The sequence below is a fragment of the Enterobacter sp. ku-bf2 genome (assembly GCF_001742765.1).
In the GTDB taxonomy this organism is placed as follows: Bacteria; Pseudomonadota; Gammaproteobacteria; order Enterobacterales; family Enterobacteriaceae; genus Enterobacter; species Enterobacter quasiroggenkampii.
The window spans coordinates 156,209-179,066 of record NZ_MDVW01000022.1; the positions used below are offsets into that span (position 1 = coordinate 156,209).

Annotated in this window: 32 protein-coding genes, 1 tRNA gene and 2 pseudogenes; 12 read left to right on the forward strand and 23 right to left on the reverse strand. The window is 49.7% G+C overall.

The window, feature by feature from the left end; all coding sequences use genetic code 11:
• Positions 1-59: 59 nt before the first annotated feature.
• Positions 60-1,217, forward strand: coding sequence for an integrase core domain-containing protein (locus tag BFG58_RS21285; RefSeq protein ID WP_069720522.1), 1,158 nt, complete (start codon positions 60-62; stop codon positions 1,215-1,217).
• A gap of 78 nt (positions 1,218-1,295) precedes the next feature.
• Here the strand turns inward: BFG58_RS21285 and yicI are convergent, their stop codons facing one another.
• Entirely contained in the window at positions 1,296-3,614 is a 2,319-nt protein-coding gene (gene yicI, locus BFG58_RS21290; RefSeq protein WP_069720523.1) for an alpha-xylosidase, read from the reverse strand.
• 12 nt (positions 3,615-3,626) lie between these two features.
• On the reverse strand, positions 3,627-5,018 hold the full coding sequence (locus BFG58_RS21295) for a glycoside-pentoside-hexuronide family transporter (RefSeq protein WP_069720524.1): 1,392 nt from the start codon (positions 5,016-5,018) through the stop codon (positions 3,627-3,629).
• Positions 5,019-5,308: 290 nt separating this feature from the next.
• Here BFG58_RS21295 and BFG58_RS21300 point away from each other — a divergent pair.
• The 5 genes from BFG58_RS21300 (at position 5,309) to BFG58_RS21320 (ending at position 7,740) form a co-directional block, all read left to right on the forward strand.
• Positions 5,309-5,403, forward strand: a tRNA-Sec gene (locus BFG58_RS21300).
• 355 nt (positions 5,404-5,758) lie between these two features.
• Positions 5,759-5,911: a hypothetical protein gene (locus BFG58_RS24145; protein WP_175430184.1), complete on the forward strand. Its 153-nt coding sequence runs from the start codon at positions 5,759-5,761 to the stop codon at positions 5,909-5,911.
• A gap of 183 nt (positions 5,912-6,094) precedes the next feature.
• Positions 6,095-6,454 carry a hypothetical protein gene (locus BFG58_RS21305; protein ID WP_139125336.1) on the forward strand — a complete coding sequence of 120 codons (360 nt, stop codon included), beginning with the start codon at positions 6,095-6,097 and terminating at the stop codon, positions 6,452-6,454.
• 211 nt (positions 6,455-6,665) lie between these two features.
• Positions 6,666-7,145 carry a type VI secretion system tube protein Hcp gene (locus tag BFG58_RS21315; RefSeq protein WP_023326420.1) on the forward strand — a complete coding sequence of 160 codons (480 nt, stop codon included), beginning with the start codon at positions 6,666-6,668 and terminating at the stop codon, positions 7,143-7,145.
• 10 nt (positions 7,146-7,155) lie between these two features.
• Positions 7,156-7,740 carry a hypothetical protein gene (locus tag BFG58_RS21320; RefSeq protein WP_254665212.1) on the forward strand — a complete coding sequence of 195 codons (585 nt, stop codon included), beginning with the start codon at positions 7,156-7,158 and terminating at the stop codon, positions 7,738-7,740.
• Between the two features lie 32 nt (positions 7,741-7,772).
• On the opposite strand, the gene BFG58_RS21325 is transcribed toward BFG58_RS21320, so the two are convergent.
• From BFG58_RS21325 to BFG58_RS21335, 3 genes are all read right to left on the reverse strand, one after another.
• A complete protein-coding gene (locus BFG58_RS21325; RefSeq protein WP_069720525.1) occupies positions 7,773-8,216 on the reverse strand; it encodes an acetyltransferase in 444 nt (147 codons plus the stop codon).
• A 65-nt stretch (positions 8,217-8,281) separates the two neighbouring features.
• Positions 8,282-9,328 carry a class I SAM-dependent methyltransferase gene (locus BFG58_RS21330; protein WP_069720526.1) on the reverse strand — a complete coding sequence of 349 codons (1,047 nt, stop codon included), beginning with the start codon at positions 9,326-9,328 and terminating at the stop codon, positions 8,282-8,284.
• Between the two features lie 78 nt (positions 9,329-9,406).
• A complete protein-coding gene (locus BFG58_RS21335; protein WP_008500115.1) occupies positions 9,407-9,931 on the reverse strand; it encodes a lipocalin family protein in 525 nt (174 codons plus the stop codon).
• Positions 9,932-10,048: 117 nt separating this feature from the next.
• Between BFG58_RS21335 and BFG58_RS21340 the strand changes: the two genes are divergently transcribed.
• The 4 genes from BFG58_RS21340 (at position 10,049) to BFG58_RS21355 (ending at position 13,583) form a co-directional block, all read left to right on the forward strand.
• The gene (locus BFG58_RS21340; protein WP_048030818.1) at positions 10,049-10,774 is read left to right on the forward strand and encodes a MerR family transcriptional regulator; all 726 of its coding nucleotides are present in this window, start codon (positions 10,049-10,051) and stop codon (positions 10,772-10,774) included.
• Between the two features lie 99 nt (positions 10,775-10,873).
• The gene (uraH, locus tag BFG58_RS21345) at positions 10,874-11,287 is read left to right on the forward strand and encodes a hydroxyisourate hydrolase (RefSeq protein ID WP_048226512.1); all 414 of its coding nucleotides are present in this window, start codon (positions 10,874-10,876) and stop codon (positions 11,285-11,287) included.
• 102 nt (positions 11,288-11,389) lie between these two features.
• Positions 11,390-12,349, forward strand: a complete 960-nt coding sequence (locus BFG58_RS21350; protein ID WP_048030819.1) for a DUF523 and DUF1722 domain-containing protein — start codon at positions 11,390-11,392, stop codon at positions 12,347-12,349.
• Between the two features lie 145 nt (positions 12,350-12,494).
• Positions 12,495-13,583, forward strand: a complete 1,089-nt coding sequence (locus BFG58_RS21355; RefSeq protein WP_069720527.1) for an AAA family ATPase — start codon at positions 12,495-12,497, stop codon at positions 13,581-13,583.
• A 56-nt stretch (positions 13,584-13,639) separates the two neighbouring features.
• On the opposite strand, the gene BFG58_RS21360 is transcribed toward BFG58_RS21355, so the two are convergent.
• Together BFG58_RS21360 and BFG58_RS21365 are read right to left on the reverse strand one after the other, a co-directional pair.
• Positions 13,640-13,891, reverse strand: coding sequence for a hypothetical protein (locus BFG58_RS21360; RefSeq protein WP_069720528.1), 252 nt, complete (start codon positions 13,889-13,891; stop codon positions 13,640-13,642).
• A 184-nt stretch (positions 13,892-14,075) separates the two neighbouring features.
• Positions 14,076-14,462, reverse strand: coding sequence for a hypothetical protein (locus BFG58_RS21365; RefSeq protein ID WP_069720529.1), 387 nt, complete (start codon positions 14,460-14,462; stop codon positions 14,076-14,078).
• Between the two features lie 186 nt (positions 14,463-14,648).
• Here BFG58_RS21365 and BFG58_RS24380 point away from each other — a divergent pair.
• A pseudogene (locus BFG58_RS24380) lies at positions 14,649-14,797 on the forward strand (AAA family ATPase); the annotation flags it as partial.
• A 38-nt stretch (positions 14,798-14,835) separates the two neighbouring features.
• Here the strand turns inward: BFG58_RS24380 and BFG58_RS21370 are convergent.
• The 16 genes from BFG58_RS21370 to BFG58_RS21430 all read right to left on the reverse strand — a co-directional run bounded on the left by BFG58_RS21370 (position 14,836) and on the right by BFG58_RS21430 (position 22,199).
• Positions 14,836-15,291, reverse strand: coding sequence for a hypothetical protein (locus tag BFG58_RS21370; RefSeq protein ID WP_069720530.1), 456 nt, complete (start codon positions 15,289-15,291; stop codon positions 14,836-14,838).
• Positions 15,292-15,414: 123 nt separating this feature from the next.
• Positions 15,415-15,606, reverse strand: a complete 192-nt coding sequence (locus tag BFG58_RS21375) for a hypothetical protein (protein ID WP_069720531.1) — start codon at positions 15,604-15,606, stop codon at positions 15,415-15,417.
• A gap of 110 nt (positions 15,607-15,716) precedes the next feature.
• Positions 15,717-16,085, reverse strand: a complete 369-nt coding sequence (locus BFG58_RS21380) for a hypothetical protein (RefSeq protein ID WP_069720532.1) — start codon at positions 16,083-16,085, stop codon at positions 15,717-15,719.
• Between the two features lie 510 nt (positions 16,086-16,595).
• A complete protein-coding gene (locus BFG58_RS21385; protein ID WP_069720533.1) occupies positions 16,596-17,072 on the reverse strand; it encodes a hypothetical protein in 477 nt (158 codons plus the stop codon).
• A 54-nt stretch (positions 17,073-17,126) separates the two neighbouring features.
• Positions 17,127-17,381: a hypothetical protein gene (locus BFG58_RS21390; RefSeq protein WP_069720534.1), complete on the reverse strand. Its 255-nt coding sequence runs from the start codon at positions 17,379-17,381 to the stop codon at positions 17,127-17,129.
• A gap of 46 nt (positions 17,382-17,427) precedes the next feature.
• Positions 17,428-17,709, reverse strand: a complete 282-nt coding sequence (locus BFG58_RS21395) for a YrhB domain-containing protein (protein WP_069720535.1) — start codon at positions 17,707-17,709, stop codon at positions 17,428-17,430.
• Positions 17,710-17,720: 11 nt separating this feature from the next.
• Entirely contained in the window at positions 17,721-17,900 is a 180-nt protein-coding gene (locus tag BFG58_RS24385) for a toxin glutamine deamidase domain-containing protein (protein ID WP_302622442.1), read from the reverse strand.
• 18 nt (positions 17,901-17,918) lie between these two features.
• Positions 17,919-18,314 carry a hypothetical protein gene (locus tag BFG58_RS24390; RefSeq protein ID WP_254665214.1) on the reverse strand — a complete coding sequence of 132 codons (396 nt, stop codon included), beginning with the start codon at positions 18,312-18,314 and terminating at the stop codon, positions 17,919-17,921.
• A 188-nt stretch (positions 18,315-18,502) separates the two neighbouring features.
• Positions 18,503-18,988 carry a hypothetical protein gene (locus BFG58_RS21400; RefSeq protein WP_069720536.1) on the reverse strand — a complete coding sequence of 162 codons (486 nt, stop codon included), beginning with the start codon at positions 18,986-18,988 and terminating at the stop codon, positions 18,503-18,505.
• Positions 18,989-19,205: 217 nt separating this feature from the next.
• The gene (locus tag BFG58_RS21405) at positions 19,206-19,808 is read right to left on the reverse strand and encodes a hypothetical protein (protein WP_139125337.1); all 603 of its coding nucleotides are present in this window, start codon (positions 19,806-19,808) and stop codon (positions 19,206-19,208) included.
• Positions 19,809-20,006: 198 nt separating this feature from the next.
• Positions 20,007-20,387 (reverse strand): hypothetical protein, encoded by a 381-nt coding sequence (locus BFG58_RS21410; RefSeq protein ID WP_254665215.1) that lies wholly within the window; start codon positions 20,385-20,387, stop codon positions 20,007-20,009.
• On the reverse strand, positions 20,377-20,739 hold the full coding sequence (locus tag BFG58_RS21415; RefSeq protein WP_139125338.1) for a hypothetical protein: 363 nt from the start codon (positions 20,737-20,739) through the stop codon (positions 20,377-20,379). The genes BFG58_RS21410 and BFG58_RS21415 overlap by 11 nt, the downstream gene beginning before the upstream one ends.
• Positions 20,708-20,875, reverse strand: coding sequence for a DUF6862 domain-containing protein (locus tag BFG58_RS24150; RefSeq protein WP_164712117.1), 168 nt, complete (start codon positions 20,873-20,875; stop codon positions 20,708-20,710). Before BFG58_RS24150 ends, BFG58_RS21415 begins: the two co-directional genes overlap by 32 nt.
• A 241-nt stretch (positions 20,876-21,116) precedes the next feature.
• On the reverse strand, positions 21,117-21,404 hold the full coding sequence (locus BFG58_RS21420; RefSeq protein WP_048226983.1) for a hypothetical protein: 288 nt from the start codon (positions 21,402-21,404) through the stop codon (positions 21,117-21,119).
• Between the two features lie 122 nt (positions 21,405-21,526).
• Positions 21,527-21,778 (reverse strand): hypothetical protein, encoded by a 252-nt coding sequence (locus BFG58_RS21425; RefSeq protein WP_069720538.1) that lies wholly within the window; start codon positions 21,776-21,778, stop codon positions 21,527-21,529.
• 49 nt (positions 21,779-21,827) lie between these two features.
• Complete coding sequence (locus BFG58_RS21430; RefSeq protein ID WP_069720539.1) at positions 21,828-22,199, reverse strand: hypothetical protein; 372 nt, start codon at positions 22,197-22,199, stop codon at positions 21,828-21,830.
• Positions 22,200-22,716: 517 nt separating this feature from the next.
• Between BFG58_RS21430 and BFG58_RS23625 the strand changes: the two are divergent.
• Positions 22,717-22,858 (forward strand): annotated as a pseudogene (locus BFG58_RS23625) (IS3 family transposase); the annotation flags it as partial.

Consider the following 22,858-nt stretch of genomic DNA (forward strand, 5'->3'; position numbering starts at 1 on the left):
ACACTTTAGACCGGATACATGGGTAACAGTTATAACTGGCATAGAAGAGGAGACTCGCTATGCCCTGGACTGAGACCCGACCTATGCAACGCCTTGATTTTATCCGTGCCTGCCATGCAGGTACGGACTCCTTCTCCGCTCTTTGCCGTCTTTTTGGTATCAGCCGCAAAACCGGCTACAAATGGCTTCAGCGTTTTGACCCTTCTGACCTGTCCTCTCTCTCTGACCGGTCGCGCGCACCACGCTCCCACTCCCGGACGGTTCCTGATGAGGTCGTCGGACACCTGACTGCCCTGCGGCAGAAACACCCTGACTGGGGCCCGAAAAAACTGCGGATGTGGCTGCTCAATCATCACGTCGATTTTACCGTTCCTGCTGCCAGCACTGTCGGCGATATCCTCAAACGTGAAGGCCTGGTACCTGACAGAAAGAGAAAGCGCAGAACACCGGGCAATCGCCAGCCCCTGACCAGCATCAGTGAAAACAATCAGGTCTGGAGCGCTGATTTTAAAGGCAGGTTCAGGCTGCTGAGCAGAGAGTACTGTCATCCCTTCACCCTGACCGACAACCACAGCCGGTATCTGCTGAGCTGCCGTGGAACGGACCGTGAGAGCRAGCCCTTCGTCAGGCACTGTCTGACGGAGGCGTTCCTGGAGTACGGTCTGCCGGACGTTCTGAGAACCGATAATGGTCAGCCCTTCGCAGGAACGGGTATCGCCGGGTTAAGTCGTCTTGCCGTCTGGCTGATAAAGCTGGGCGTCAGACCGGAACGAATCCGCCGGGGCCATCCCGAAGAGAACGGGCGGCACGAACGCATGCACCGTTCCCTGAAAAGTGCGCTGGCGCAGGGCAACACCTTCATGACGATGGAAGAACAACAGCGGTGGTTCAGTGACTACCGGGAAGAATTTAACTACGAAAGACCGCATGAAGCCCTGGCGGGTGCAACGCCCGGAACAGTGTGGCAACCCTCGAAGCGACAGTGGGATGGCCGTGTTCCTGACTATGTCTATCCGTCAGGAGGAACGGTCTACAGGGTGAAATCGAGGGGGACACTCTATATGGGGAAAAAGGGGACGGTGTTCCTGAGTGAAGCGCTGACTGATGAGTACATCATGCTGGAAGAACAAGATGATGGCCTTGAGGCCATCATCTTTAACGGAATAACGCTTGCGTACTACGACCGAAAAACCCAGAGTGTGCTCCGGATAGACTAAAAGTGTTACCTATGTTCCGGGTCTGATCTGTCACCTATGTATCCGGTCATACAGAAGCGCCACCGGGCATTTTCCACCTCAGAGCTGAACCACCACCTCATTCCCTTCGGCTTTCACCACCACGCCCCATTCGCTGCCCGCCTGCGAACCGCCCTTCACGCCGCTCACCGTCTGCACGTTGCGCAAACACACCGACCAGTTTTGCGCGTCTCCCGTGCCGGTAAAGGTCACGATGTCGCCCTGACGCGATGCCTTCAGCGTAAACGCCACCGCGCCGTTCGCAGAAGGCACTTCGCTCACTGCCGTTGCGCCATCATCCAGGTTAAACAGCTGGAAGGCCGTCCCCTCGTGCCATGCGTAGTCGGGCTTCTGGTTATTATTGCCCAGCGCCAGCAGCGTGTTGTCGCGCACGTAGACCGGCAGGCTCATGAAATCGTGCTGCTGCTTATGCCAGCGGCTGCCCTGGATTTCGTCGTTGTGCCACAGGTGCGTCCAGCGCCCTTCCGGCAGGTAGAACTGCACGTCGCCCGCCTCGGAGAACACCGGCGCCACCATTAACGAATCCCCCAGCATGTACTGACGGTCGAGGTAATCGCACGCCGGATCGTCCGGGAACTCCAGCATCATCGCCCGCAGCATCGGCGTGCCGAACTCGCGCGCCAGCGTCGCCTGACGGTACAGATACGGCATCAGCTGGCACTTCAGCTGCGTGAAGTGGCGCACCACGTCGCAGGACTCGTCATCGTACGCCCACGGCACGCGATAAGATTTGCTGCCGTGCAGGCGGCTGTGGCTGGAGAACAGCCCGAACGCGCACCAGCGCTTGTAGACGTGCGCCGGGGCGGTGTTTTCGAACCCGCCGATATCGTGGCTCCAGAATCCAAAACCGGACAGGCCAATCGACAGCCCGCCGCGCAGGCTTTCCGCCATTGATTCGTAGTTGGCGTAGCAGTCGCCGCCCCAGTGCACCGGGAACTGCTGTGCCCCCACGGACGCGGAGCGGGCAAACAGCACCGCCTCTTCTTCCCCCACCGTCTCTTTCAGCACGTTCCACACCAGTTCGTTGTAGATGTAGGCGTAATGGTTGTGCATCTTCTGCGGATCGGACCCGTCGAACCACTGCACGTCCGTCGGAATACGCTCGCCGAAGTCGGTCTTGAAGCAGTCGACGCCAATGTCCACAAGGCCTTTCAGCTTGTCAGCATACCACCGGCACGCGTCCGGGTTGGTGAAGTCGTAAATCGCCAGCCCCGGCTGCCATTTGTCCCACTGCCACAGGGAGCCGTCAGGGCGCTTGAGCAGGTAGCCATTCGCTTTCAGCTCCTGGAAGATCGGCGACTTCTGGCCAATGTACGGGTTAATCCACACGCAGACCTTCAGCCCTTTCTCCTTCAGGCGGCGGATCATTCCTTCAGGGTCCGGGAAGGTCACCGGATCCCACTCGAAGTCACACCACTGGAAGGCCTTCATCCAAAAGCAGTCGAAGTGAAAGACGTGCAGCGGCAGGTCGCGCTCGGCCATACCGTCGATAAAGCTGTTCACCGTCGCTTCGTCGTAGTTGGTCGTGAACGAGGTGGTGAGCCACAGGCCGAACGACCAGGCAGGCGGCAGCGCCGGACGCCCGGTGAAGCGGGTATAGCGGTTCAGCACCTCTTTTGGCGTCGGGCCGTCGATCACGAAGTACTCGAGATATTCGCCTTCAACGCTGAACTGCACCTTAGAGACCTTCTCAGATCCCACTTCGAACGAGACATTTTCCGGGTGATTCACCAGCACGCCGTAGCCGCGGTTGGTCAGGTAGAACGGGATATTTTTATAGGACTGCTCGGTGCTGGTGCCGCCGTCGCGGTTCCAGGTTTCGACCGTCTGGCCGTTGCGCACCAGCGCGGTGAAGCGCTCGCCCAGACCATAGACCGTTTCCCCCACGCCCAGATCCAGACGCTCAAAAACGTAATTGCGGTGGGTATTGCTGTACTGCACGTAGCCGTTATTTTTCAGCTGGCTGCCGGTAATACGCTGACCGTTGCGCAGGAAGTCCAGCGCCCAGAACTCGCCTTTGGTGACGCGCACGCTGACGCTGCCACTTTTCAGCTCGGCAAATTCGGCGTTGTTTTCGATCTCAACCTTCACGTCTTTCAGGACGTTCAGCGGATAATGTGGACCATTGTTCAGCGCGCCCTGGAAGTGCTCGATGCGCACCCCGACAATCCCTTCCTGCGGGGCAAACAGGCGCACCGTGAACATCAACGTGTCGAGCTGCCAGGTGCGTTCGCGCACGTCACGCGGCGCCACATACACCACCAGGTCATTACCCTGCTGCTCCACGTCGAACACCTGAACCGGATAGGTCACATTCAGGCCCGGTTGAATAAGCCAGTTTCCATCACTGATTTTCATGCTTTCGTCCTCTTAGTTCTGCAATTCTTTGCTGACCGGCAGGGTTTCAAATTCCTGCTGATTACGGCGCGCGCCCTGTGCCAGCTCGCCCAGGATTTTGGTCAGGAAGGGGGTTTTCAGCGTGTAGTAGCGTTTGGCGATGATGGCGCTCAGCACATAGCAGACCGCCGGGGCCAGGGTAAACAGGCCGATAATGATGCTGATGGTCGTGCTGTTCTGGGTTTTGGCCGCCGCGTCGTAGCCGCCGCCTGCCAGCATCCAGCCGATCATCGCCCCACCCAGCGCCAGACCCAGCTTCAGCACGAACAGCGTGCCTGCAAAGCTGATGCCGGTCAGGCGCTTGCCGTTGGTCCATTCACCGTAGTCGACGGTATCGGACATCATTACCCACTGGATCGGCGTCACCAGCTGGTGCAGCACGCCAATGACGAAGATAAAGGCGAACATCACCACGGTGGCATGCATCGGGACGAAGAACATCGCCACGCTGACCACCGCCAGCGCGGCGTTGGTCCACCAGAAGATGCTGACCTTGCACTTCCGGTCGGTGAGCGGTTTCGCCAGCGCGGAGCCAATCAGGTTGCCGACGCAGTAGGTGGTGAGGAACGCGACGAACACTTCCGGCGAGCCCATGATCCAGGTGCAGTAGTACATCATCGCGCCGCCGCGCACGCAGACGGCAAGGATGTTGAGGATGGTCAGCACGCCCACGATGCGCCACTGGTCGTTTTGCCAGATATCGCGCAGGTCTTCGCGCATGGAGGTGGTGCTCGGGGGCACCTGGATACGCTCTTTGGTGGTGAAGAAGCAGAACGCCAGCATCAGGAACGCGACCACCGACAGCACGGCGATGCCGCCCTGGAAGCCGAACGCCTTATCGTCGCCGCCAATCAGCTTCACCAGCGGCATCATCAGCACCGTGGAGAGCATGCCGCCCGCGGTCGCCAGCACAAAGCGCCAGGACTGAAGGGAGATACGCTGCGTCGGGTCACTGGTGATCACGCCGCCCAGCGCGCAGTAAGGAATATTGACCACGGTATAGAGCAGGGTCAGCAGCGTGTAGGTCACGGCGGCATAAACCATTTTGCCGTTGAGGCTGAGGTCCGGCGTGGTGTAGGCCAGCACGCAGATGATGCCGAACGGGATCGCGCCGAACAAAATCCACGGTCGGAACTTGCCCCAGCGGCTGCGGGTACGGTCGGCAATCAGCCCCATGCACGGGTCGGAGATCGCATCCAGCGCGCGCGCCAGCAGGAACATGGTGCCGACGAACCCGGCGGGAATGCCGAAAATATCGGTATAGAAAAACATCATGTACAACATGACGTTATCAAAAATGATGTGGCTGGCGGCGTCTCCCATGCCGTAGCCAATCTTCTCTTTTACTGACAATACTTCGCTCATCTTTTTTTATCCTTCACGCTATAGGGGGCGCTGAGACCGGTTACAGTGTTTTTAAACCATTGTTTCTTGAGCGGGTATTGCGTTTTCTGGTTAGCAGATTACGTTTCTTGTTTTTTGTGATCGCGGTAAATATTGGAGAGCACGAAGGGCTAACATGAGGATTTTCTTAGGAATTAACTGAAACAGGGGGGTACAGGTCAAAAGAGAGGTGAAAAAAGTGGTGTGGGGTATGTGGTAAATGCCTGAAAGTAGCTATAATGCGCCCCGCCTCCATGTAGCAATGCAGGCGCGGAAGATCGTCATCTCCGGTGAGGTGGCTGGACTTCAAATCCAGTTGGGGACGCCAGCGTTCCCGGGCAGGTTCGACTCCTGTGATCTTCCGCCAAAAATGCCATTCGCTTCAAAAAAACAAATTCATGAGTAAATAGATTCTCTCATTACAGTCGTCCCGGGTGAGAATGATCGCTGATTCGTTTTAATATTTAGTTTCATCCTCTTTTTATTGCAAAATTCCGGCATCACTGGACATACAGATAATGAAGTCATCCACAAACAGGTGATACCCGCATACCCGTGAACATACAAAATACAAATTGATAATCAGCTATTATTCATAATACCTATTTTATACTGATGTACACCCTATCCTTCCTAACAAAAATACTATTGAGACATTCATCACAGCAAAACGCTAATATTAATAGAATATTGTTCTTTCATCTCCTAACAAAGGGTGCAATATGTATTATAGCGACTCATTAATAACATCAATAGATGCACATAAAATATTGGCTTTAAAGTTAGAACATGCCTTAACTGGCGTAAAAGATGAAGTATTAAAGCAAGCACAACTGTTAGATGATGGGGCAACACGATTAAGCTATCAGCTTTAGTGCTTTACTGAAAACTACCAGGACGTATGTTTACGATTACGCAAAGAAGACTCAAGATTTTTGACAAGTATCGTCCAGTTAATAAAACACAGAGAAGTTATCTTTAAGATGATCTATATTTATATCAAGAGCCTATTAAGCAACAAGAGTGAAAAAAGAATACATAACATACAACGAAATCTTATGTATTTAGGCATATCAATTTCATCATCGATGCTCTCCAGCCAGGCTTTTATATATTCGGCAACTATTGCAATTTGTAGTAGTGTTCATACCAACATTTGGATGAAAGAAAAGATCACATCGTTTTCTACTTATGCTGTCCTTGGTTTAAAAGTTTATGGCATCGTTGAGCAGGCATCCAGAAGCGCCAACCATCTAAAAAACTATAATGCTTATTACTATAATCTCCTTTATCAGGAAGAGCTTGAAATGATGTTTTTCTTGATTGAGCCCATAATAATGAGGTCCCCCATACTTAACCAAGCCTATGCTTCAGACAGCGACATTGCATACGCGATTTCAAGGATGATAAAGGTATGATTAAAGCTATTAAAGACTGGCTAAAAGGCCAACTCATATTTTTCCTGAGAGGCGCAACTCCCCTTTTATTCGTCATAATATTTGCACTATTTGCCGTAACCTGGCTACCCGAAAAAATCGCAATGAATGCAACATGGTCAGTTGTAGTTATTGTAGGCCTCTATATCCTTTTACGTAAAAAAAGATAATTACTATTTAACAGGAGTAAATTATGTCAATTCCCGCACATCTGTGGTTGTTTGATGAAAATGGCTCGCCCATAGTTGGTCCATCCTTACTGCCAGCGAGATTAGGATCGTTTGAAATCCGTTCAGTTATCCATCAGGTATGGATCCCTGAGAGCTCGCATACTGGTCGTTTGACAGGCACGAGAGTTCATTCCCCCTTAAATTTGCATAAGGAATTTGATGCTGCAACGCCTGTTTTATATCGTGCTATGTGTGAAGGAAGAACATTAAAAAAAGCAGAATTGAAAATGTATCGAATTATTGACCAGGGCGTTGAGAGTGAGTATTTCAATATGATAATGGAGAACGTGAAGATCACCTCTATATCACCCCTGCTGCATCCCACCGGCTTGACGAGCACGCATCTCGAAGATATTCAACTCCGGTACGAGAAGATTACATGGAAGCATTGCGATGGGAACATTCTCTACACTGACGAATGGAATAACCGAGCTACGTATTAGGGTATCTAAAATGAAAGTACTGTTAATTTTGGCTGCACTTCTATTCCTGGTTCAAAATACATCAGCAGCCCAAATGTCCGGCTTCGCAGCCAGGTATTATCAGGATGATGGAACAACGTCGGAAGAACCCACAGAAGTGCCCCTCTATCCCACTATTACCATCGGTAAGAAAACCGTGCAAATGGAGGTTACTCATCTGGCAGAAATCTCCAGCACACCAGTCAACAAAGACAGTTCCTCACGCTGGATCTGCCTCCATGACGACGATGGCACGAATTACTGGTTCATCTCGGATAACGAAATGGGTGCAGGATTGTTAACGGCACTAGCCATAGCCAGGGATGGGATTCATAAAGAGTGTGCAAAAACAACGGAACCTGTCAAAGTCTCAGTCGCTAATGTTCCGTTGTTGAATGCTACTCACGGGAATTTAGTTAAACTGTTCGGTAATAAGGAGATCGCCAAAAAGAAAGCGATGCTCTTTTATCATGAGACACCGGTGCAGGATGGATTCATCCAGAGTAATACGGTTTCTTATTCCTTCGATGGCGAAAAAATGCTTGGCGTAATCATCGGGCAAATTACCAGTAACTAGCTTGCAGACTTCCTCTCCAGAGGGAGGGGGAGTTAAGCCTGCCCACCCAACCGCATATGCAGCAACGGAAACGGATTCCCCTGCCCGTCCAGTTCCGAGCGCCCGACCTGCTCAAACCCCATATGGCGATAAAACGCGACGCCCTGCGGATTCTGCTCATTCACATCCACTTCGTTCGCGCCGAACACTGCGATGGCGTGTTGCAGCAGCAATTTCCCGACGCCCTTACCCCGGCTCGCATCGTCAACAAACAGCATTTCAATGCGGTTTTCATCCACGCCTAAAAAGCCGTGAATAATGCCTGCGTCATCCTGGGCCATCACGACGGTGAGGTTTGGCAAATACGCGTTAAGCAATAACGGGCGCAGCGCCGCGATATCACTTTCCTGTAAAAAGTGATGGGTGGCGCGGACGGAGGATTCCCAGATCGCAACCAGACGTTCGAAGTGTGTGGGGAGTGCGGTTTCAATTTTCATGGGGGGATCATGTGCGGTTTAGGACGTTAATTCAAGTCACTCCTTGCGCTCTGTTCCCCCTCACCCTAGCCCTCTCCCTCAGGGAGAGGGAACTGACCGTGCGGTTTTTCATCCCCTACCCTGATCTCCATCACCGCATACACCCCGTCCTTCGGCACGATCACGGTGACGTTTTCCACCGGCACGCCCGCCGCGAGGTGAATGTCCTGCAGCTGCTGCAGCGTCCTTGGGTGAATATCCTCCCAGCCGATACCGCGCAGCACAAAGTCAATGTGCGGGCTGCTGGTCAGCATGTTCGACACAATCACCGCGCCGCCGGGCTTGACCAGACGTAGCGCGCGCTGAAGGAAAATCACCGCATCGGTATCGCTGAAGTATTCGAAAATCCCCAGCGCGTCGACCAGTTCGGCCTGATGCTCGCCCAGCTCCAGCAGCAGATCCTCGTTACGCACCAGCGTATGGAGCAGGTTGCGCCTGAGCAGCGTCAGCTGTTCACCCACCACAATGCCTTCCTGCGCCGCCATGGTTTCCGCCCAGCTCAGCGCTACGGGGTCTTTGTCCACCAGCGTGAGATAGACCTGCTGGCCATCAAGCTTTGCTTCACGCAGCGCCTCCAGCACCGGGATGGCGGCGCCGCTCGCCAGGCTGACCCAGTTGTTCTCGCTCTCATTGTGAATGTACTTATCCACCAGCGCGGCCAGCACCCGGGCGCGGGAACGCACGCCGATGGCATCATTTGCGTGGATAAACCACTGGCGGCTGTCGCTGTCCATTTTTGTTCCGTCGGGCAGGCGGTCTTCCAGCGGGTTTTGCACCACAAACAGCGCCAGCGCGGAGGGGACCAGCCGGGTGCGCCACGCGGTGAGGGCCGGGCGGTTACGGAAGGCCTGTTCGGAATAGCGGTTCTGGGGGACAAGCACGGCCTGCCCGCCTTCGTCGTATTCCACCCGCGGCGGCCGGAGCGCTGGCTCGGCTTTCAGGGCGCGGTCAAGGGAGGCGATCTCCCGGGCAGCATCGTCTTTCATCGGCCACTGGTCGCTGACGTCGGGAAATGACGCGCTGAAAATCGTCATATTTTCCGGCGCATCGCCGCGAAAAGGCTGCCAGTTCATGTCGTCTTCTCCCCGTTAGGCTTTTAACGGAAGTCTATCCAGGCGAGCCAGTAATGCCCCAGGAAGAAAGCACGATTTTTATTGCTTCACCCACACCAGTTGGTCAACCCGGAAGCCCAGACTGCGCGCGGTATTCAGGTAATCCTGCTTCACCGCATCCGGGATGGTCGGCGTGCGCGACAGGATCCACAGGTAATCGCGGTTCGGGCCGCTGACCAGCGCGTACTGGTACTTGTCATCCAGTCTGATCACGTTATAGCCGCCGTAGAACGGGCCGAAGAAGGAGACCTTCAGCGCAGCGGTGGTCGGCTCGCCGGTGAAGTACGCTTTCCCCTCGCTCTCGTTCCACTTGTTCTTCACCGGATCGTAGCCCCGGTTGAGCACGCTAATACCGCCGTCGCTGCGCTTGCCGTAGGTCGCCGTCACCTGCTCCAGGCCGCGTTCGAAGCGGTTTTCCAGACGGGCGACTTCGTACCATTTGCCGAGATAGCGGCTGGCTTCGAAGTTGGTAATAGGCTGCACGCCTTTCGGCGGCGTGGGGGATTTACAGGCGACCAGCGTCAAAGCAATCGCAACACCGGTCACAACAGGCCATAGCTTCATGAGAATTCCTTTCATTTGCACGGTTGGATGTTAAGTGTAGTGCACCGTTTCGGCGCTTCATCCCGTTCGGGAAAATTCGTAGTATATTGAGAGTATTCCTCCACTCTGGACACGGACATGGCTTACTCCATCGGCGAATTCGCCAGACTCAGCGGCATCACCGCCACCACCCTGCGGGCGTGGCAGCGTCGCTATGGTTTACTCAAGCCACAGCGCACGGAAGGCGGCCATCGCCAGTACAGCGATGAGGATGTCCAGCAGGCGCTCAAAATCCTCGACTGGGTAAAAAAAGGCGTCCCGATCGGCCAGGTCAAGCCGCTGCTGGAACGCCCGACGCCGGGCCGGACTAACAACTGGCAAACCCTGCAGCAGAACATGCTGCAACGCCTGCAGGACGGCAAAGTCGAGTCCCTGCGCCAGATGATTTACGACGCCGGACGCGAGTACCCAAGACCCGAGCTGGTCGCGAACGTGCTGCGCCCGCTGCGCAGCCAGGTATCCGCCAACGTGGCCGCCGCCATGACCCTGCGCGCAATCCTCGACGGCATCATCATCGCCTACACCTCGTTTTGTCTCGAGGGTGATAAAAAAGCGCCGGGCGATAATATTCTGCTCAGCGGCTGGCACCTGAACGACGCCTGCGAGATCTGGCTCGAAGCCTTAACGCGCACCGGACAGGGACACCGAATCGACATTCTGCCCTCGCCTCCAGCCGCGCTGGCCCCGGAAATTTTCCCGGAGCGCAAATGGCTTCTGGTCACCAGCGGCAAGCTCACCGCCGCGCGGAAAAAGCAGGTGGAGCAGTGGCAGCAGCAGGTATCGCTTGAAGTGATTATCCTCTGATCATTTTCTCCTGCGGGAATCTTCACGAAAAGTTGAATATTTTCCCGCGCCGCAGATGCTAACGTTTTCCTGTGACGATTAACTCCACAGGAAAACACCATGAAAAAAACTACCCCTCTGCTGATGCTGGCCGCGATGGCCTTTACCCCTGCCGCCTTTAGCGCCGCTCCTGCTGGCACCCTGAGCGTACACATCCTCGACCAGCAAACCGGCACGCCTCCACCGGGCGTCACCGTCACGCTGGAAAAGCAGCAGCAGGACAAATGGACCCCGATCGCCAGCGGTAAAACTGACCAGGATGGACGCATCAAATCGCTCTATCCGCAGGACCAGGACATGCAGCCTGGCGTGTATAAAGTGACCTTCAAAACCGCAGAGTACTTCCACGGTAAAAAGCTCGACTCCTTCTTCCCGGAGATCCCGGTGCTGTTTACCGTGACGCGCACCAACGAGAAACTGCACATCCCGCTTCTGCTGAGCCAGTACGGTTACTCGACTTACAAGGGCAGCTAAGACGCATTGATTCTAAAGGAATAAAAAAAATAGTTCCGCTAATACTTGGACAAATTAGTCATGTTGTGTAAGTTTTAATTATATGAACGGGAGGACGACACCATGACGACGAAACCAGTGCTGGGTATTAGCGGATGTTTGACCGGATCCGCCGTTCGCTTTGACGGCGGACACAAGCGTATGGGCTTCGTCATGGATGAGCTGGCCCAGTGGGTGAATTTCAGGCCCGTCTGCCCGGAAATGGCCATCGGCCTGCCGACCCCTCGCCCGGCGCTGCGTCTGATCGTGACGGAACACGGTGAAACGCAGATGCGTTTTAGCCATGCGCCTCACGAAGACGTTACGCAGAAAATGGCGGACTTTACGGCAGATTTTTTGCCGAAAATCGGCGATCTCGCCGGTTTTATCGTCTGCGCTAAATCCCCAAGCTGCGGCATGGAACGCGTGCGTCTGTATGATGAAAACGGCAACCGGGGCCGCAAGGAGGGGGTCGGGCTGTTCACCGCCGCCCTCCTTGAAACCTGGCCGTGGCTGCCCGTGGAAGAGGATGGACGCCTGCACGATCCGGTGCTGCGGGAAAACTTTGTCGAACGTGTTTTTGCCCTGCACGAACTGAACACGCTGCGTAAAAATGGCCTCACGCGCCGCGCGCTGCTGGACTTCCACAGCCGTTACAAACTCCAGCTGCTGGCGCACCATCAGGCGGGTTACCGTGAAATCGGCCCGTTCGTTGCCTCGCTGCACGAGTGGGAAGATCTGGACGCTTTCTTCGTGGCGTACCGGGAAAAGCTGATGACCATCCTGAAAAAACCCGCTTCGCGTAAGAATCACACCAACGTGCTGATGCATATTCAGGGCTATTTTCGTAACCAGCTGAACACCCGCCAGCGCGGCGAGCTGCGCGACGTGATCCTGCATTATCGCAACGGACAGTTGCCTATCCTCGCCCCGATCACGCTGCTGAAGCACTACCTGGCCGAATACCCCGACCGGTATCTGATGACGCAAAACTACTTTGATCCCTATCCTGATGATTTGGGTCTGCGTCTGGCAGTCAAGTGATCATAAAAATGCGAAGGCCCCATTGACCCGTAGAGGCCCAAAGCAGTACCCCGTTTAGACGACATCCTCACTGTCGTCTCTTTTTTGCATTTCATCTCAAAGACTGTGATTATATACAGGTTTATTCTGCGAAAGGGGCCTGCCTGTGATCCACACCCTGCACATTCAAAACTACCGCTCCATCCGCGAGATGTCGCTGGAGCTGGAGCAGCTCAATATCGTCTTCGGACCGAACGGGACCGGAAAATCAAATATCTACAAGGCGATACACCTGATGCACAGCGCCGCGCAGGGGCAGTTTTCCCAGGCGCTGGCGAACGAGGGCGGCATTCTAAAGGTGTTCTGGGCAGGCAAAACCCGTAGCGACCAGCTACGGCGGATGAACCTCGCGGTGGAAACAGAGAGCTACGAATACGAGCTGCAGGTCGGGTTTGTGGAGAAGCTGCCCTACCCCTCGCAGTTTCAGCTCGACCCGGTGATCAAAGAGGAGTCCATCTGGCTGAGCGGCCAGCACCGCCGCCCCTCGTCGCAGCTGATGAAGCGTAAGAACCAGGCGGTGTTTCTGAACAACGTGCATCACGAGAAGGTGACCCACAGCGGCACGCTGTACGAGAACGAATCGGTATTCGGACAGCTCGGCGAACCACACCTTTACCCGGAAGTGTCGCAGATGCGCGAGTCCCTGCGTAACTGGCGCTTTTATCATGAGTTTTCTGTATCAATCGGCTCGGCGATGCGCGCCCCGCAGGTCGGTTTCCGCTCCCCGGTGCTGGCCAGCGACGGCGCTAACCTGGCGGCCGCGTTTCAGACCATCGTCGAGATTGGCGACGAGCTGCTGCTGATGCGCATCCTTGACCAGGCCTTCCCCGGCTGCGTGTTTTACAGCGACAACACCGGCGGACGTTTTCGCATGATGATGCAGCGCGAGGGGCTGAGCAGACCGCTGGAACCAGCAGAGTTCTCCGACGGTACCCTGCGCTTCCTGTGCCTGGCGGTAGCGCTGTTAAGCCCGCGCCCACCGGCGTTTATCGCGTTGAACGAACCGGAAAACAGCCTGCACCCGCAGATGCTGCCCGCCCTGGCGAGCTTAATCGCCGAGGCCAGCCGCTACTCGCAGATCTGGCTCACCAGCCACTCGCCGGAGCTGGCAAAGTTGATTGAGAAGCAGCGATCGTTTTCGCTGTATCAGCTGTTGATGACGGAAGGGGAGACGCGGGTGGAGAGGCTGGGGTAAGCCGCATTCTCTTCCCTAGAAGCCCAACAAAAAGAAACACAGTCCCAAACTCGCCATTACTCCGGGGGCTTCTTTCGTATCTTGCGCTCATCGAGTAAGGCATATAACCACGATCTGACGCCTGCCGCGGTTGCTGCAATAGCGCTTACAACGACAACCTGCTTAATATCTGACCGGTCAAAAACAACGTCATGGCTGATGATGAATTTAACGACAATCAGGGTCAGAGAAAAAAACGCCAGGCAGCAAACAAACAGGTATGCAATGCTGAACAATAACCTGGCGAGAGTAAGTTTATTTTTTGTCATTTTGTTCACATCATCTTTATCGGCATTATCGAAAACGCCCTTCTCAGAGAACCCAAAATATCATCAATATATACCTTTCCCGAGTCTGGTATAGGGCTAAACAGTGGTTGATATGAAAGGCCTGCAAATGTACGAACAGGGCTATAATTTTTATCTTTCCGATAGCAATGTGTGGTTAGTGAATTTAAGTTCTCTGCCCTGATTTATACACAGCAGATTCATTTTCTGCAGCTGCAAACCACGCGTTAAAGTTAGCTGCTGTACCATGGTCCTCCCACCCCGGTGATGCAAAAGCATGAACATAGTAAACTTTAGGATCGCCTGATGTAGAGTGGCCGTCAAAACAAGCAACATCGTCAGAGTCACTCTTTTTTGCAAACGGTATCAAATTTCGTTCCGGGTATAGCTTTTTAATTTCATCAAACCACTGCTGAGAATATCCCTCGAACTCGCACAGGAACCACCAAGGTTCCAGATCAATAAGATCGTCTTCATCTATAACATTCAGAAAGCTCTGTGGATACTGAAACCCATTCTCAAAAGTCGTTACTGGGCACAAAAAACGTTTCATCTCTCAACCTTTTGGTTTGCCTGTTACTCTAAGGGGGCATTTCCCCCATACGGATTTCAATGCTGAAACCCCATGACAACCTCTTAATTCGACCAGTGGTCGCCTCACCCATGTTGTTGGTGCTAAACCTTTTTTTTAGGCTGTAGTAATGGAATATTTCAGCCACTTTTAGTTTATCAATTAAATATCACGTTGAACGAACCGGAAAATAGCCTGCACCCGCAGATGCTGCCCGCCCTCGCGAGCTTAATCGCCGAGACCCGCCGCTACTCGCAGATCTGTCTTACCAGATATCGATGGCGGAGGGGGAGACGAGGGCGGAGAGGCGGGGGTAGTCTCCCGAGGCACGGAGACACTTTTTTCGCATCTCGCTTCAGTGAAGCATGCCAATAAAGAACCCCAGATACCCGGCCCTGCTTAACCATATAAAGGGGCTGGTGAGGCCGGATCGCCGAATATTTATCAATTCTCTCATGGGGGCCAGACCATCATTTTTGATGATGACATTTTTTGCACAATAGCGGCAATGCATAATCAGAAATAAAATCCCGAGGATCGCAAAACCAAAATAACTTTCGCGACTTCCCCAAAAATGAGTGCTTAACTTTAAATAAGTTAATCCCCAGATACTGACTAAGAAGACGATAAATGAACATGCTGCAATGTTCATGTCTCGCTTACTACCCAGACCAAAAAAGAGCGCGTCAAAGAAAAACATCGTGGTAAGAGGTGACTGAACGCTTCTTCCCGTCACTTTACTAAAACGGACAAACACGACAGTTCCGATGAAAAATGCGAACAGCGCAATTCCTAACAGCAGATAAATCATTTGATTAGTCCTTTTTGAAGGGCCAGGATATGAGGTCGGGACTGTTAGAGCCGTTAAGTTTTGAGAGAAATGGCTCAGCAAATACTGTAAAAAACTTTCTTCAATCCTGCTTAGGGTCCTATTTTATACTAACCAACATCCACTAAACGATTGTTTTTGCTCATCTGCGTCCAGATTTTTCAGTTCAGACAGAAGCTGATATATCTCGCCCTCAGCCTTCTTACTTGCGTATTTTGCAGTGAAGGTTGTGATGTCCATATCACCCAAAAACCGATTCTCAACAACAACCAAGTCCTTTGATTTGTATTTTTTCATTTCAGTTTTCCCTTGGCAAAATCTTCGCCTGCTTTTCCTGCTCTCTCAGATAGATAGCCACCTACTGTTACACCTGCTATTACTGGTAATTGTTTTACGGTACCACACCGCTATCTAGTCCCGAGCCGAAGTGCATCGGTTGGAAATAGTGGTTGCAAAATCATACTTTGATTAATAATGAACATTTTTAGTGACAATGCCGCGACATCATAAATATTCTCAAGCAATAATCTCAAATTAGTTCTAAATAAAGGTATATTTGCATCGTCTGCAATGACATAAACATCTTCATTTTTTAGCCTGGATTGACAGAGTAACTCATCATTAGTTTCAAAGTCTCTAAAGCTTATTTCAGACCAAGAAATGTTTCCGCTAACAAAGGGGTATCCTTCCAGAATAGCAGTTACTCTCGCTTCTTCTTTATCAATAATAGTGAAATCAGCACTAAGAGCTTCTCTACACTCTTCAAATAAAGTCATAAGATCTACCTGTTCAATTGTTTCAATATACTCTTAAAGGCATTTTCATTATCCTCAAATGGTATCACTTTCTTAACACCTTTCCTGTCCCTTGCTATAATCCCATCTATTAATATGGGTGCCTTTTACAGAATCATAATCGACTCGCCAACCGACCACCCGCTGCGAAAACTTCCGCCGTTCCATGCATAATGAGCTATTTTTACGCAGCAAGTAGATAGTCCCAAGCAAGTAGCCCGGCGATATAATCCAGCGAATTATTCTCAACAATAACTCTTTCCTATGCGGATTCTTGACTCTACCCGCTTTTCCCCTGTACTTTCGGTGAGTTACAATCGGTTTTCCCTGCTGAACTTCCGGAACGGCAACTTTTGCGCGCTAAGCGTTTTTGGCCCTGCAGACGCTACCGCCCGGCCGTGACACCTAGTCTGCTACCACACAATCATATCAGTATGAAGACATGATGCCACGACACACGCCTCAGAAGCGTCTGTCAGTGGCTGAATAGTTTTATCGTTCTTTTCTAATCAAAGAATCATATTTCCCAAATTCGGGAAATCGATCATAGTTCCCTGCCACATCAGAATAAGTTTCACTTCTCTCTGAAGTATTTTCAGAAACATTATCCTCTATAATTATAGTATGCCCATCTTCTTTAAAATAGTACGTTGTCCCATTGATTACTATGTCAGTATCGCCATCATACTCTCTATAAACCGCCATTGATAGAAATAATGTTTCAACACCCAGCATTTGGAAATTGTAAAGAAGATATTCTCTTAAATGTTCATCAAGAAAACTTACACTTACCCATCCACTATTCCTCATTATATTAATGAAGCACGACGGAGTAGAATCAGAACCGATGAGAACCGTATAAGTGTCACCAGCCTCATGTTTTTTATAAGCTTTTTTCTCCATCCATAAGTCAATTGGCTCCTTATATCCAACTGACCATGTTTTGCAATAATAAACATTTTGGCTCATTTATACACCTTACCATTTGTATTATGAATCACCACACCAGATTTCTTAGCAGTATCAATTATTGATTCTCGCTAAATTTTTTTGTATAGCCTCAATGGTAGCCTGTCCTTTGCTTCCGAAATATTCATAACTCAATGACTCCAGAACCGTTCCTGTAAATTTCGGAATCACATATTGAGGAAGCATTTCTTGTACTTTCTCATAACCCTTGCCTGTTAATACCCCTCCCGCTGTTCCTATTCCTGCACCAATGGTGGGAGCAAGTGGTTCTTTCCCTTGCAACACAGCCGCCGCATACACACCAACCATGCTTGTACCTTCGGTAAACCAGAATCCACGCCCTTGCGTTAATCCACTAATCCTTTATGCCATTTTTCTTTTCTTCATAATCCTGCAAGTATTTTTCAATAGGGTATGCGGTTCCAAGTTCATGTACCTCACCAGTATCCTTATCGATTATAAATGGAGAATTGCCTATAAGCTGAGCAGAGAAATCTCCTGTTTCAAGATATGCTCTGGATTGAAAATAAAAAAACCATCCTTCTGAAAAACGACCTTGTAGTGTAATAACAACGGGCACCTCTGTTTTTTCTAAATATTCGATCGCCTTATTAACAGCTTCATCAAAAGTAATCATTAGTTTGTCCGCTAAAGTTGGAATGATTTGAACTGGCTGAGATCAGCTGATTTACCCGTTTGTCCAACAAGGAATCGGACTGTACCATTTTGATTCACAATATTAAATACATGCCCTGGCTGCCCTGGGCCATATGAACCAAAAACGATACCTCTTGAAACAGAACCTGCATCTGTCATTTGTTGTGTAATGCTTTCAGATGAAGGGGCTTATTTAAATTTAGTACCATATTGTTTTTCCAAAACACATAAAGGCACTCCATTATTATGATTAATCGGTAAGGCTGACGCAGGGTTCCCACTTGATGTAGCATCTGTAGCAATCGAGCAGTTTACACAATTGTGTGTTCGCCCAGATTCAGGGTACCCTTGATTCACATTCTTAATTGATCCTGCTGTCTCTTCACTTACTCCAGAACCTTTCATCCCATAATGAGCACCGCCGACAGCCGCTGCGCCGTGTACAAACGTCATCGAATCATACAGCGTTGAAGCCGTTTCAGGACTCACTCGCCAGTTCTGAGCTATACGCTGAATATCTGCCCCGCGCCTGGCTTTCGAATCTGCGGTAGTATACTGCCTTCGCTGCCCGACGATTTTATCCACACCTTCCTGACGCGCCTTTTTCTCCTGGACAGGCTACCGACCGACGAAAAGCCCATCGTGAACAGCCACCGGCCATTCAACATAACGCAGGGAGATTATGTCTTGAGTCTTTCAAAAGCCTGCGGAGGTGCAGGCTAACAACCAGGAGACCCGGACGATTAAGAGATTAACTGCCGGGAAGGTTGTCTTTAAAATATAGATAAAACATCAATGTAATTAATTTTCTCGTCTCGCTCATATTCCATTGACAGAGAATCAAAAACTTTAATTTCATCCCCGAGATTAATAATTGCTAAAGTAAAACCTTCATCAAAAACTAATTTTGCCCCAATCACTTTTTGTTCTATTTCCGAATAAATCGCGTAAAATCGTAAGAGTATCTTTCCAATAACTTTATGAAAAAAACATGAATTCGACAAATCCATAATTTCCTCTTTGCCATACTCTCCGAGATCATTTTCTTGCATTGGTAAATCAGTTAGTTCAAGTGAAGCCCCATCCAGTCCACACCTGAACACAACACTTTGATTTTCATTAAAAAAAACGAACTGAAGTTGTTGCGGAGCCCCTAACTCGGGAACGTTATAAATATATATCAGACCATTGACATTTTGGAGTTTTCGTCCGACTACATTACGTGCCAGCTCTTGATACCCATTATCAAAAAGCATCATTGTGGCGCCCCCTTTAGCGCATTTTTCACTGAGGTATTATTTAACACACCATCTTTAAGGATGGTAACAAAACTACCATCTGGTTTAGTAACAACAACATCATTTCCTTTTATTCTGAAGAATACATCACCACGACTGGCTCCTGCTCCTGCTCCTTGCCCTGCAAATTTCCCTGCAACAACTTTATCTGGATTAGAGCCTATATCATTTATAATACTTAAAACACGTTCTCGCTCGGCCGCATTTGATGCATTCCCACCAAAATCTTCAACATGTTTACCAAGTTTTTCCCAATCTGTGCATTAGTTACTGAGAACTTGGCACTAGCGCCAACACCAGAAGTTGGTACGGATATTTTCCCTGGACCAGGAAGATATCGAGAAATTTCATCACTGACTTTATTGATTAGTTTAGACGCAGTTTCAAGATCGCCCGCTTTGAGTGCCTTATCTACACCTTTTAGTAAAGCCCCAGCTTCATCACCCAGTCCTGGCATGATATCGATAACGGCCGCCAGATAGCCCAGCGCACTGTCCGCTTCCTTAAAGCTCTTGATATCCCCGTAAAGAGGGATAAAGTCGCAGCCTGCTTCCGCAAAACCTGCCAGCAGTTCATCCCGGTGGGCGTCCATTTTCGCACCACAGACCGCTGCACTGAGTCCGGCGCAGTTCTTCGCCTTAAACTCGTCAACCGCGTTTTTCAGTTGCTGCTGCGCATCCTTGTATCTGTCCTCCGGCTTTTTACCCGTTGCCAGATATTCAGCAACATCACTCAGCGAGTTATTCTCAACAACAACTCTTTCCGGTGCGAACTCAGCCACCGCAACCACTTTTCCATTTTCTTTCAGTTGGTTACAACTGCTTTTCCCTGTTGTATTTTATGTCCAGGATTTTTGCGCTGTTAAGCGTTTTTGGGGCCACAGACGCTACCGCCCTGCCGTGACACAAGGTCTATCGCGCCACCATCATATAAGCAAACTACAGCATCACTGCGGACGCCGAAATCTTGGATTTATATTTCAATTAAGAAGTTCCTTTGATACATTGCCAGTATCGAAGAACTCCCTAAAGATCCTGACAACAAGATCATAATTTTTTGTAAGCTGACTTGCTGGCCAGTAATCTCCGAAAATTAACACTTTTTCATCTGGTTGTGTTAAATCAGTAATTGACATAACCTCATCATCTTCGTTCAAAAACGTAACCAGATAGAAACCTTTTTCCATTCTTACTTGTACTTCTGAGATTAAATAACTTTCGCAGTCTAATCTGTCGACGGTTACACAACCACTAAATAAATGAACTTTGGCTAATATGTTAACAATATCTTCCCAGCAATCAGGCTTCTTCGTGCCACCTTTTTGTGATATCGACCATGAAAGAAGCAACCTATTCATCATTAGCTCCTTTTACGCGGAAGCCCTTTGTTCCTGACTGCCAATATAAGGTCCTACCAGTAGTTTCGTCAAATAATGTTAACGACTTAAGCCCTGATCTTTCAGCCATAATTTTTATATCGTTTAGACAGTATGAGCAAACTTTCTCCCCACTTACCGACATAAACATATCTTTGCCGTTAGTCATTCCTTTTTCATAAGCTTGCTGAATTACACCTACCTCTGCATGAGCTGTTCCCATATTCCCATTGGGAAGGTTTTTATCCGGCCGCTTGTCTATCTTGGCCTGCACAACGTCATTGATAAGCGTCGGTTTATTGAAATCAGCTACCCGCATTACCATTACCGCAGGCATCAATAACGTCTTTATCGCTGGCAATATCTTTTTCAATCAATGCATCATATTTCTGCTGCGCCTTTTCGCGCTCTGCCGGATCTTTACTGTTGTTAAGCGTCTGTTTTGCTATCTCAAGCTCTGTTTTCTCAGGCACGCTAAGATAGTTATTCTCAACAACTCGTTCCGGTGCACATTGCTGCGATAAACATGATTTCTCCTTTTATTTCCTTGACTTACAGTTTGTTTCGCCTGCTGTAATTCCGGCACAAGAACGTTTTGCCCTGATGTGTATTTTGCTAGTTGACCAAAATATTTCCTAGCAAGCGATCACAGGATAATCCCCACGACTGGTTGTAATAACATACCCGGCGATGTGGCCGAGATCTTACTGCTATTCAGGGAACTAATTGGATCGGGAAGGTTACTTTCCTGCCTTCAATGTAATCCCATATTATTTTATGCAACTTATTAAAAATTGAAGATTCATAAGGCATAAACTTCATTAAGAACGAGTGCAAATCGTCAGAACTGACCACCTTTATCTCCCCAACTTTTTTCACTTCTGCTGAGAAAATTTCTTTATTATCAATGCAGTTAAAATACAAAATAACTTTCCTATCCTCTTCCGAATATAAAATATCATTTATATATAATGAATTACTGGTTGAAGACGGCGTTTCCATTCCAAGTTCCTTTAAACTCTTTATCTGTCATTTTATAACTGGTTCCTTTCCACTAAGTTTGGAGAGAAATGGCTCAGCAAATACTCTAAAAAACTTTCTTCAATCCTGCTTAGGGTGCTATTTTATACTAACCAACATCCACTAAGCGATTGTTTTTGCTCATCTGCGTCCTGCTTTTTCAGTTCAGACAGAAGCTGATTTATCTCGCCCTCAGCCTTCTTACTTGCGTATTTTGCAGTGAAGGTTGTGATGTCCTTATCACCCAAAAACCGATTCTCAACAACAACCAAGTCCTTTGATTTGTATTTTTTTATTTCAGTTTTCCCCTGCAAAATCTTCGCCTGCTTTTCCTGCTCTCTCAGATAGATAGCCACCTACTGTAGCACCTGCTATTACTGGTAATTGGTTTACGGTACCACACCGCTATCTAGTCCCGAGCCGAAGTGCATCGGTTGGAAATAGTGGTTGCAAAATCATACTTTCATTAAAAATGAACATTTTTGGTGACAATGCCGCGACATCATAAATATTTCCAAGCACTAATCTCAAATTAGTTCTGAATAAAGGTATATTTGCATCGTCTGCAATGACATAAACATCTTCATTTTTTAGCCTGGATTGACAGAGTAACTCATCACTGGTTTCAAAGTCTCTAAAGCTTATTTCAGACCAAGAAATTTTTCCGCTAACAAAGGGGTATCCTTCCAGAATATCAGTTACTCTCGCATCTTCTTCTTTATCAATAATAGTGAAATCAGCACTAAGAGCTTCTCTACACTCTTCAAATAAAGTCATAAGATCTACCTGTTCAATTGTTTCAATATAGTCTTAAAGGCGTTTTCACTACCCTCAAATGGTATCACTTGCTTAACACCTTTCCTGCCCCTTGCTATAACCCCATCTATTGCTATGAGTGCCTTTTACATAATCATAATCGACTCGCCAACCGACCACCCGCTGCAAAAACTTCCGCCGCTCCATGCATAATGCGCTATTTTTACGCAGCAAGTAGATAGTCCCAAAGCAAACAGCCCGGCGATATAATCCAGCGAATTATTCTCAACAACAACTCGCTCCGACGCAGTTTTGTGTGACGAATCCATTTTACCCTGTAATTTCATTTAGTTACATCCAGATTTTCCCTGCAGCGCTTCCGGCGCGGTAACTTTTTGCGCTGTTAAGCGTCTTTAGCCCCGCAGACGCTTCCGCCCTAGCGAAGCCCCCTTCGGGTAAAGAGTCTGCAAAGGTGCAGGCTGCGAGTCAGGAGACTCAGACGGTTAAGAGATTAACTGTCGGGGGCTCCTGTTTAATTTACGTAAGCTTCAGCGATGCAACTCATGCAATAACGAACTATATCGTTGGATATTACAGCGCGCTCAGACCGCATGAATATAACGGTGGGGTACCACCAAACGACTCGGAAAACCGATACTGGAAAAAATCTAAATCTGTGG

Excerpts from the sequence above, each read along its gene's own strand:
- BFG58_RS21390 (WP_069720534.1), bottom strand. The coding sequence starts at position 17,381 with ATGGTTGGTGTGTATGCGGCGGCTGTGTTGCAAGGGAAAGAACCACTT.
- BFG58_RS21375 (WP_069720531.1), bottom strand. The coding sequence starts at position 15,606 with ATGAAAAAATACAAATCAAAGGACTTGGTTGTTGTTGAGAATCGGTTT.
- BFG58_RS21430 (WP_069720539.1), bottom strand. The coding sequence starts at position 22,199 with ATGACTTTATTTGAAGAGTGTAGAGAAGCTCTTAGTGCTGATTTCACT.
- BFG58_RS21335 (WP_008500115.1), bottom strand. The coding sequence starts at position 9,931 with ATGAAGCTATGGCCTGTTGTGACCGGTGTTGCGATTGCTTTGACGCTG.
- BFG58_RS21320 (WP_254665212.1), top strand. The coding sequence starts at position 7,156 with ATGAAAGTACTGTTAATTTTGGCTGCACTTCTATTCCTGGTTCAAAAT.
- BFG58_RS24145 (WP_175430184.1), top strand. The coding sequence starts at position 5,759 with ATGTATTATAGCGACTCATTAATAACATCAATAGATGCACATAAAATA.
- BFG58_RS21340 (WP_048030818.1), top strand. The coding sequence starts at position 10,049 with ATGGCTTACTCCATCGGCGAATTCGCCAGACTCAGCGGCATCACCGCC.
- uraH (WP_048226512.1), top strand. The coding sequence starts at position 10,874 with ATGAAAAAAACTACCCCTCTGCTGATGCTGGCCGCGATGGCCTTTACC.
- BFG58_RS21315 (WP_023326420.1), top strand. The coding sequence starts at position 6,666 with ATGTCAATTCCCGCACATCTGTGGTTGTTTGATGAAAATGGCTCGCCC.
- BFG58_RS21325 (WP_069720525.1), bottom strand. The coding sequence starts at position 8,216 with ATGAAAATTGAAACCGCACTCCCCACACACTTCGAACGTCTGGTTGCG.
- BFG58_RS21360 (WP_069720528.1), bottom strand. The coding sequence starts at position 13,891 with ATGACAAAAAATAAACTTACTCTCGCCAGGTTATTGTTCAGCATTGCA.
- BFG58_RS21305 (WP_139125336.1), top strand. The coding sequence starts at position 6,095 with ATGTATTTAGGCATATCAATTTCATCATCGATGCTCTCCAGCCAGGCT.
- BFG58_RS21395 (WP_069720535.1), bottom strand. The coding sequence starts at position 17,709 with ATGATTACTTTTGATGAAGCTGTTAATAAGGCGATCGAATATTTAGAA.
- BFG58_RS21400 (WP_069720536.1), bottom strand. The coding sequence starts at position 18,988 with ATGATGCTTTTTGATAATGGGTATCAAGAGCTGGCACGTAATGTAGTC.
- BFG58_RS21295 (WP_069720524.1), bottom strand. The coding sequence starts at position 5,018 with ATGAGCGAAGTATTGTCAGTAAAAGAGAAGATTGGCTACGGCATGGGA.
- BFG58_RS21385 (WP_069720533.1), bottom strand. The coding sequence starts at position 17,072 with ATGAGCCAAAATGTTTATTATTGCAAAACATGGTCAGTTGGATATAAG.
- BFG58_RS21330 (WP_069720526.1), bottom strand. The coding sequence starts at position 9,328 with ATGAACTGGCAGCCTTTTCGCGGCGATGCGCCGGAAAATATGACGATT.
- BFG58_RS21420 (WP_048226983.1), bottom strand. The coding sequence starts at position 21,404 with ATGGAAACGCCGTCTTCAACCAGTAATTCATTATATATAAATGATATT.
- BFG58_RS21410 (WP_254665215.1), bottom strand. The coding sequence starts at position 20,387 with ATGATGAATAGGTTGCTTCTTTCATGGTCGATATCACAAAAAGGTGGC.
- BFG58_RS21380 (WP_069720532.1), bottom strand. The coding sequence starts at position 16,085 with ATGACTTTATTTGAAGAGTGTAGAGAAGCTCTTAGTGCTGATTTCACT.
- BFG58_RS21370 (WP_069720530.1), bottom strand. The coding sequence starts at position 15,291 with ATGATTTATCTGCTGTTAGGAATTGCGCTGTTCGCATTTTTCATCGGA.
- BFG58_RS21365 (WP_069720529.1), bottom strand. The coding sequence starts at position 14,462 with ATGAAACGTTTTTTGTGCCCAGTAACGACTTTTGAGAATGGGTTTCAG.
- yicI (WP_069720523.1), bottom strand. The coding sequence starts at position 3,614 with ATGAAAATCAGTGATGGAAACTGGCTTATTCAACCGGGCCTGAATGTG.
- BFG58_RS21350 (WP_048030819.1), top strand. The coding sequence starts at position 11,390 with ATGACGACGAAACCAGTGCTGGGTATTAGCGGATGTTTGACCGGATCC.
- BFG58_RS21415 (WP_139125338.1), bottom strand. The coding sequence starts at position 20,739 with ATGCCTGCGGTAATGGTAATGCGGGTAGCTGATTTCAATAAACCGACG.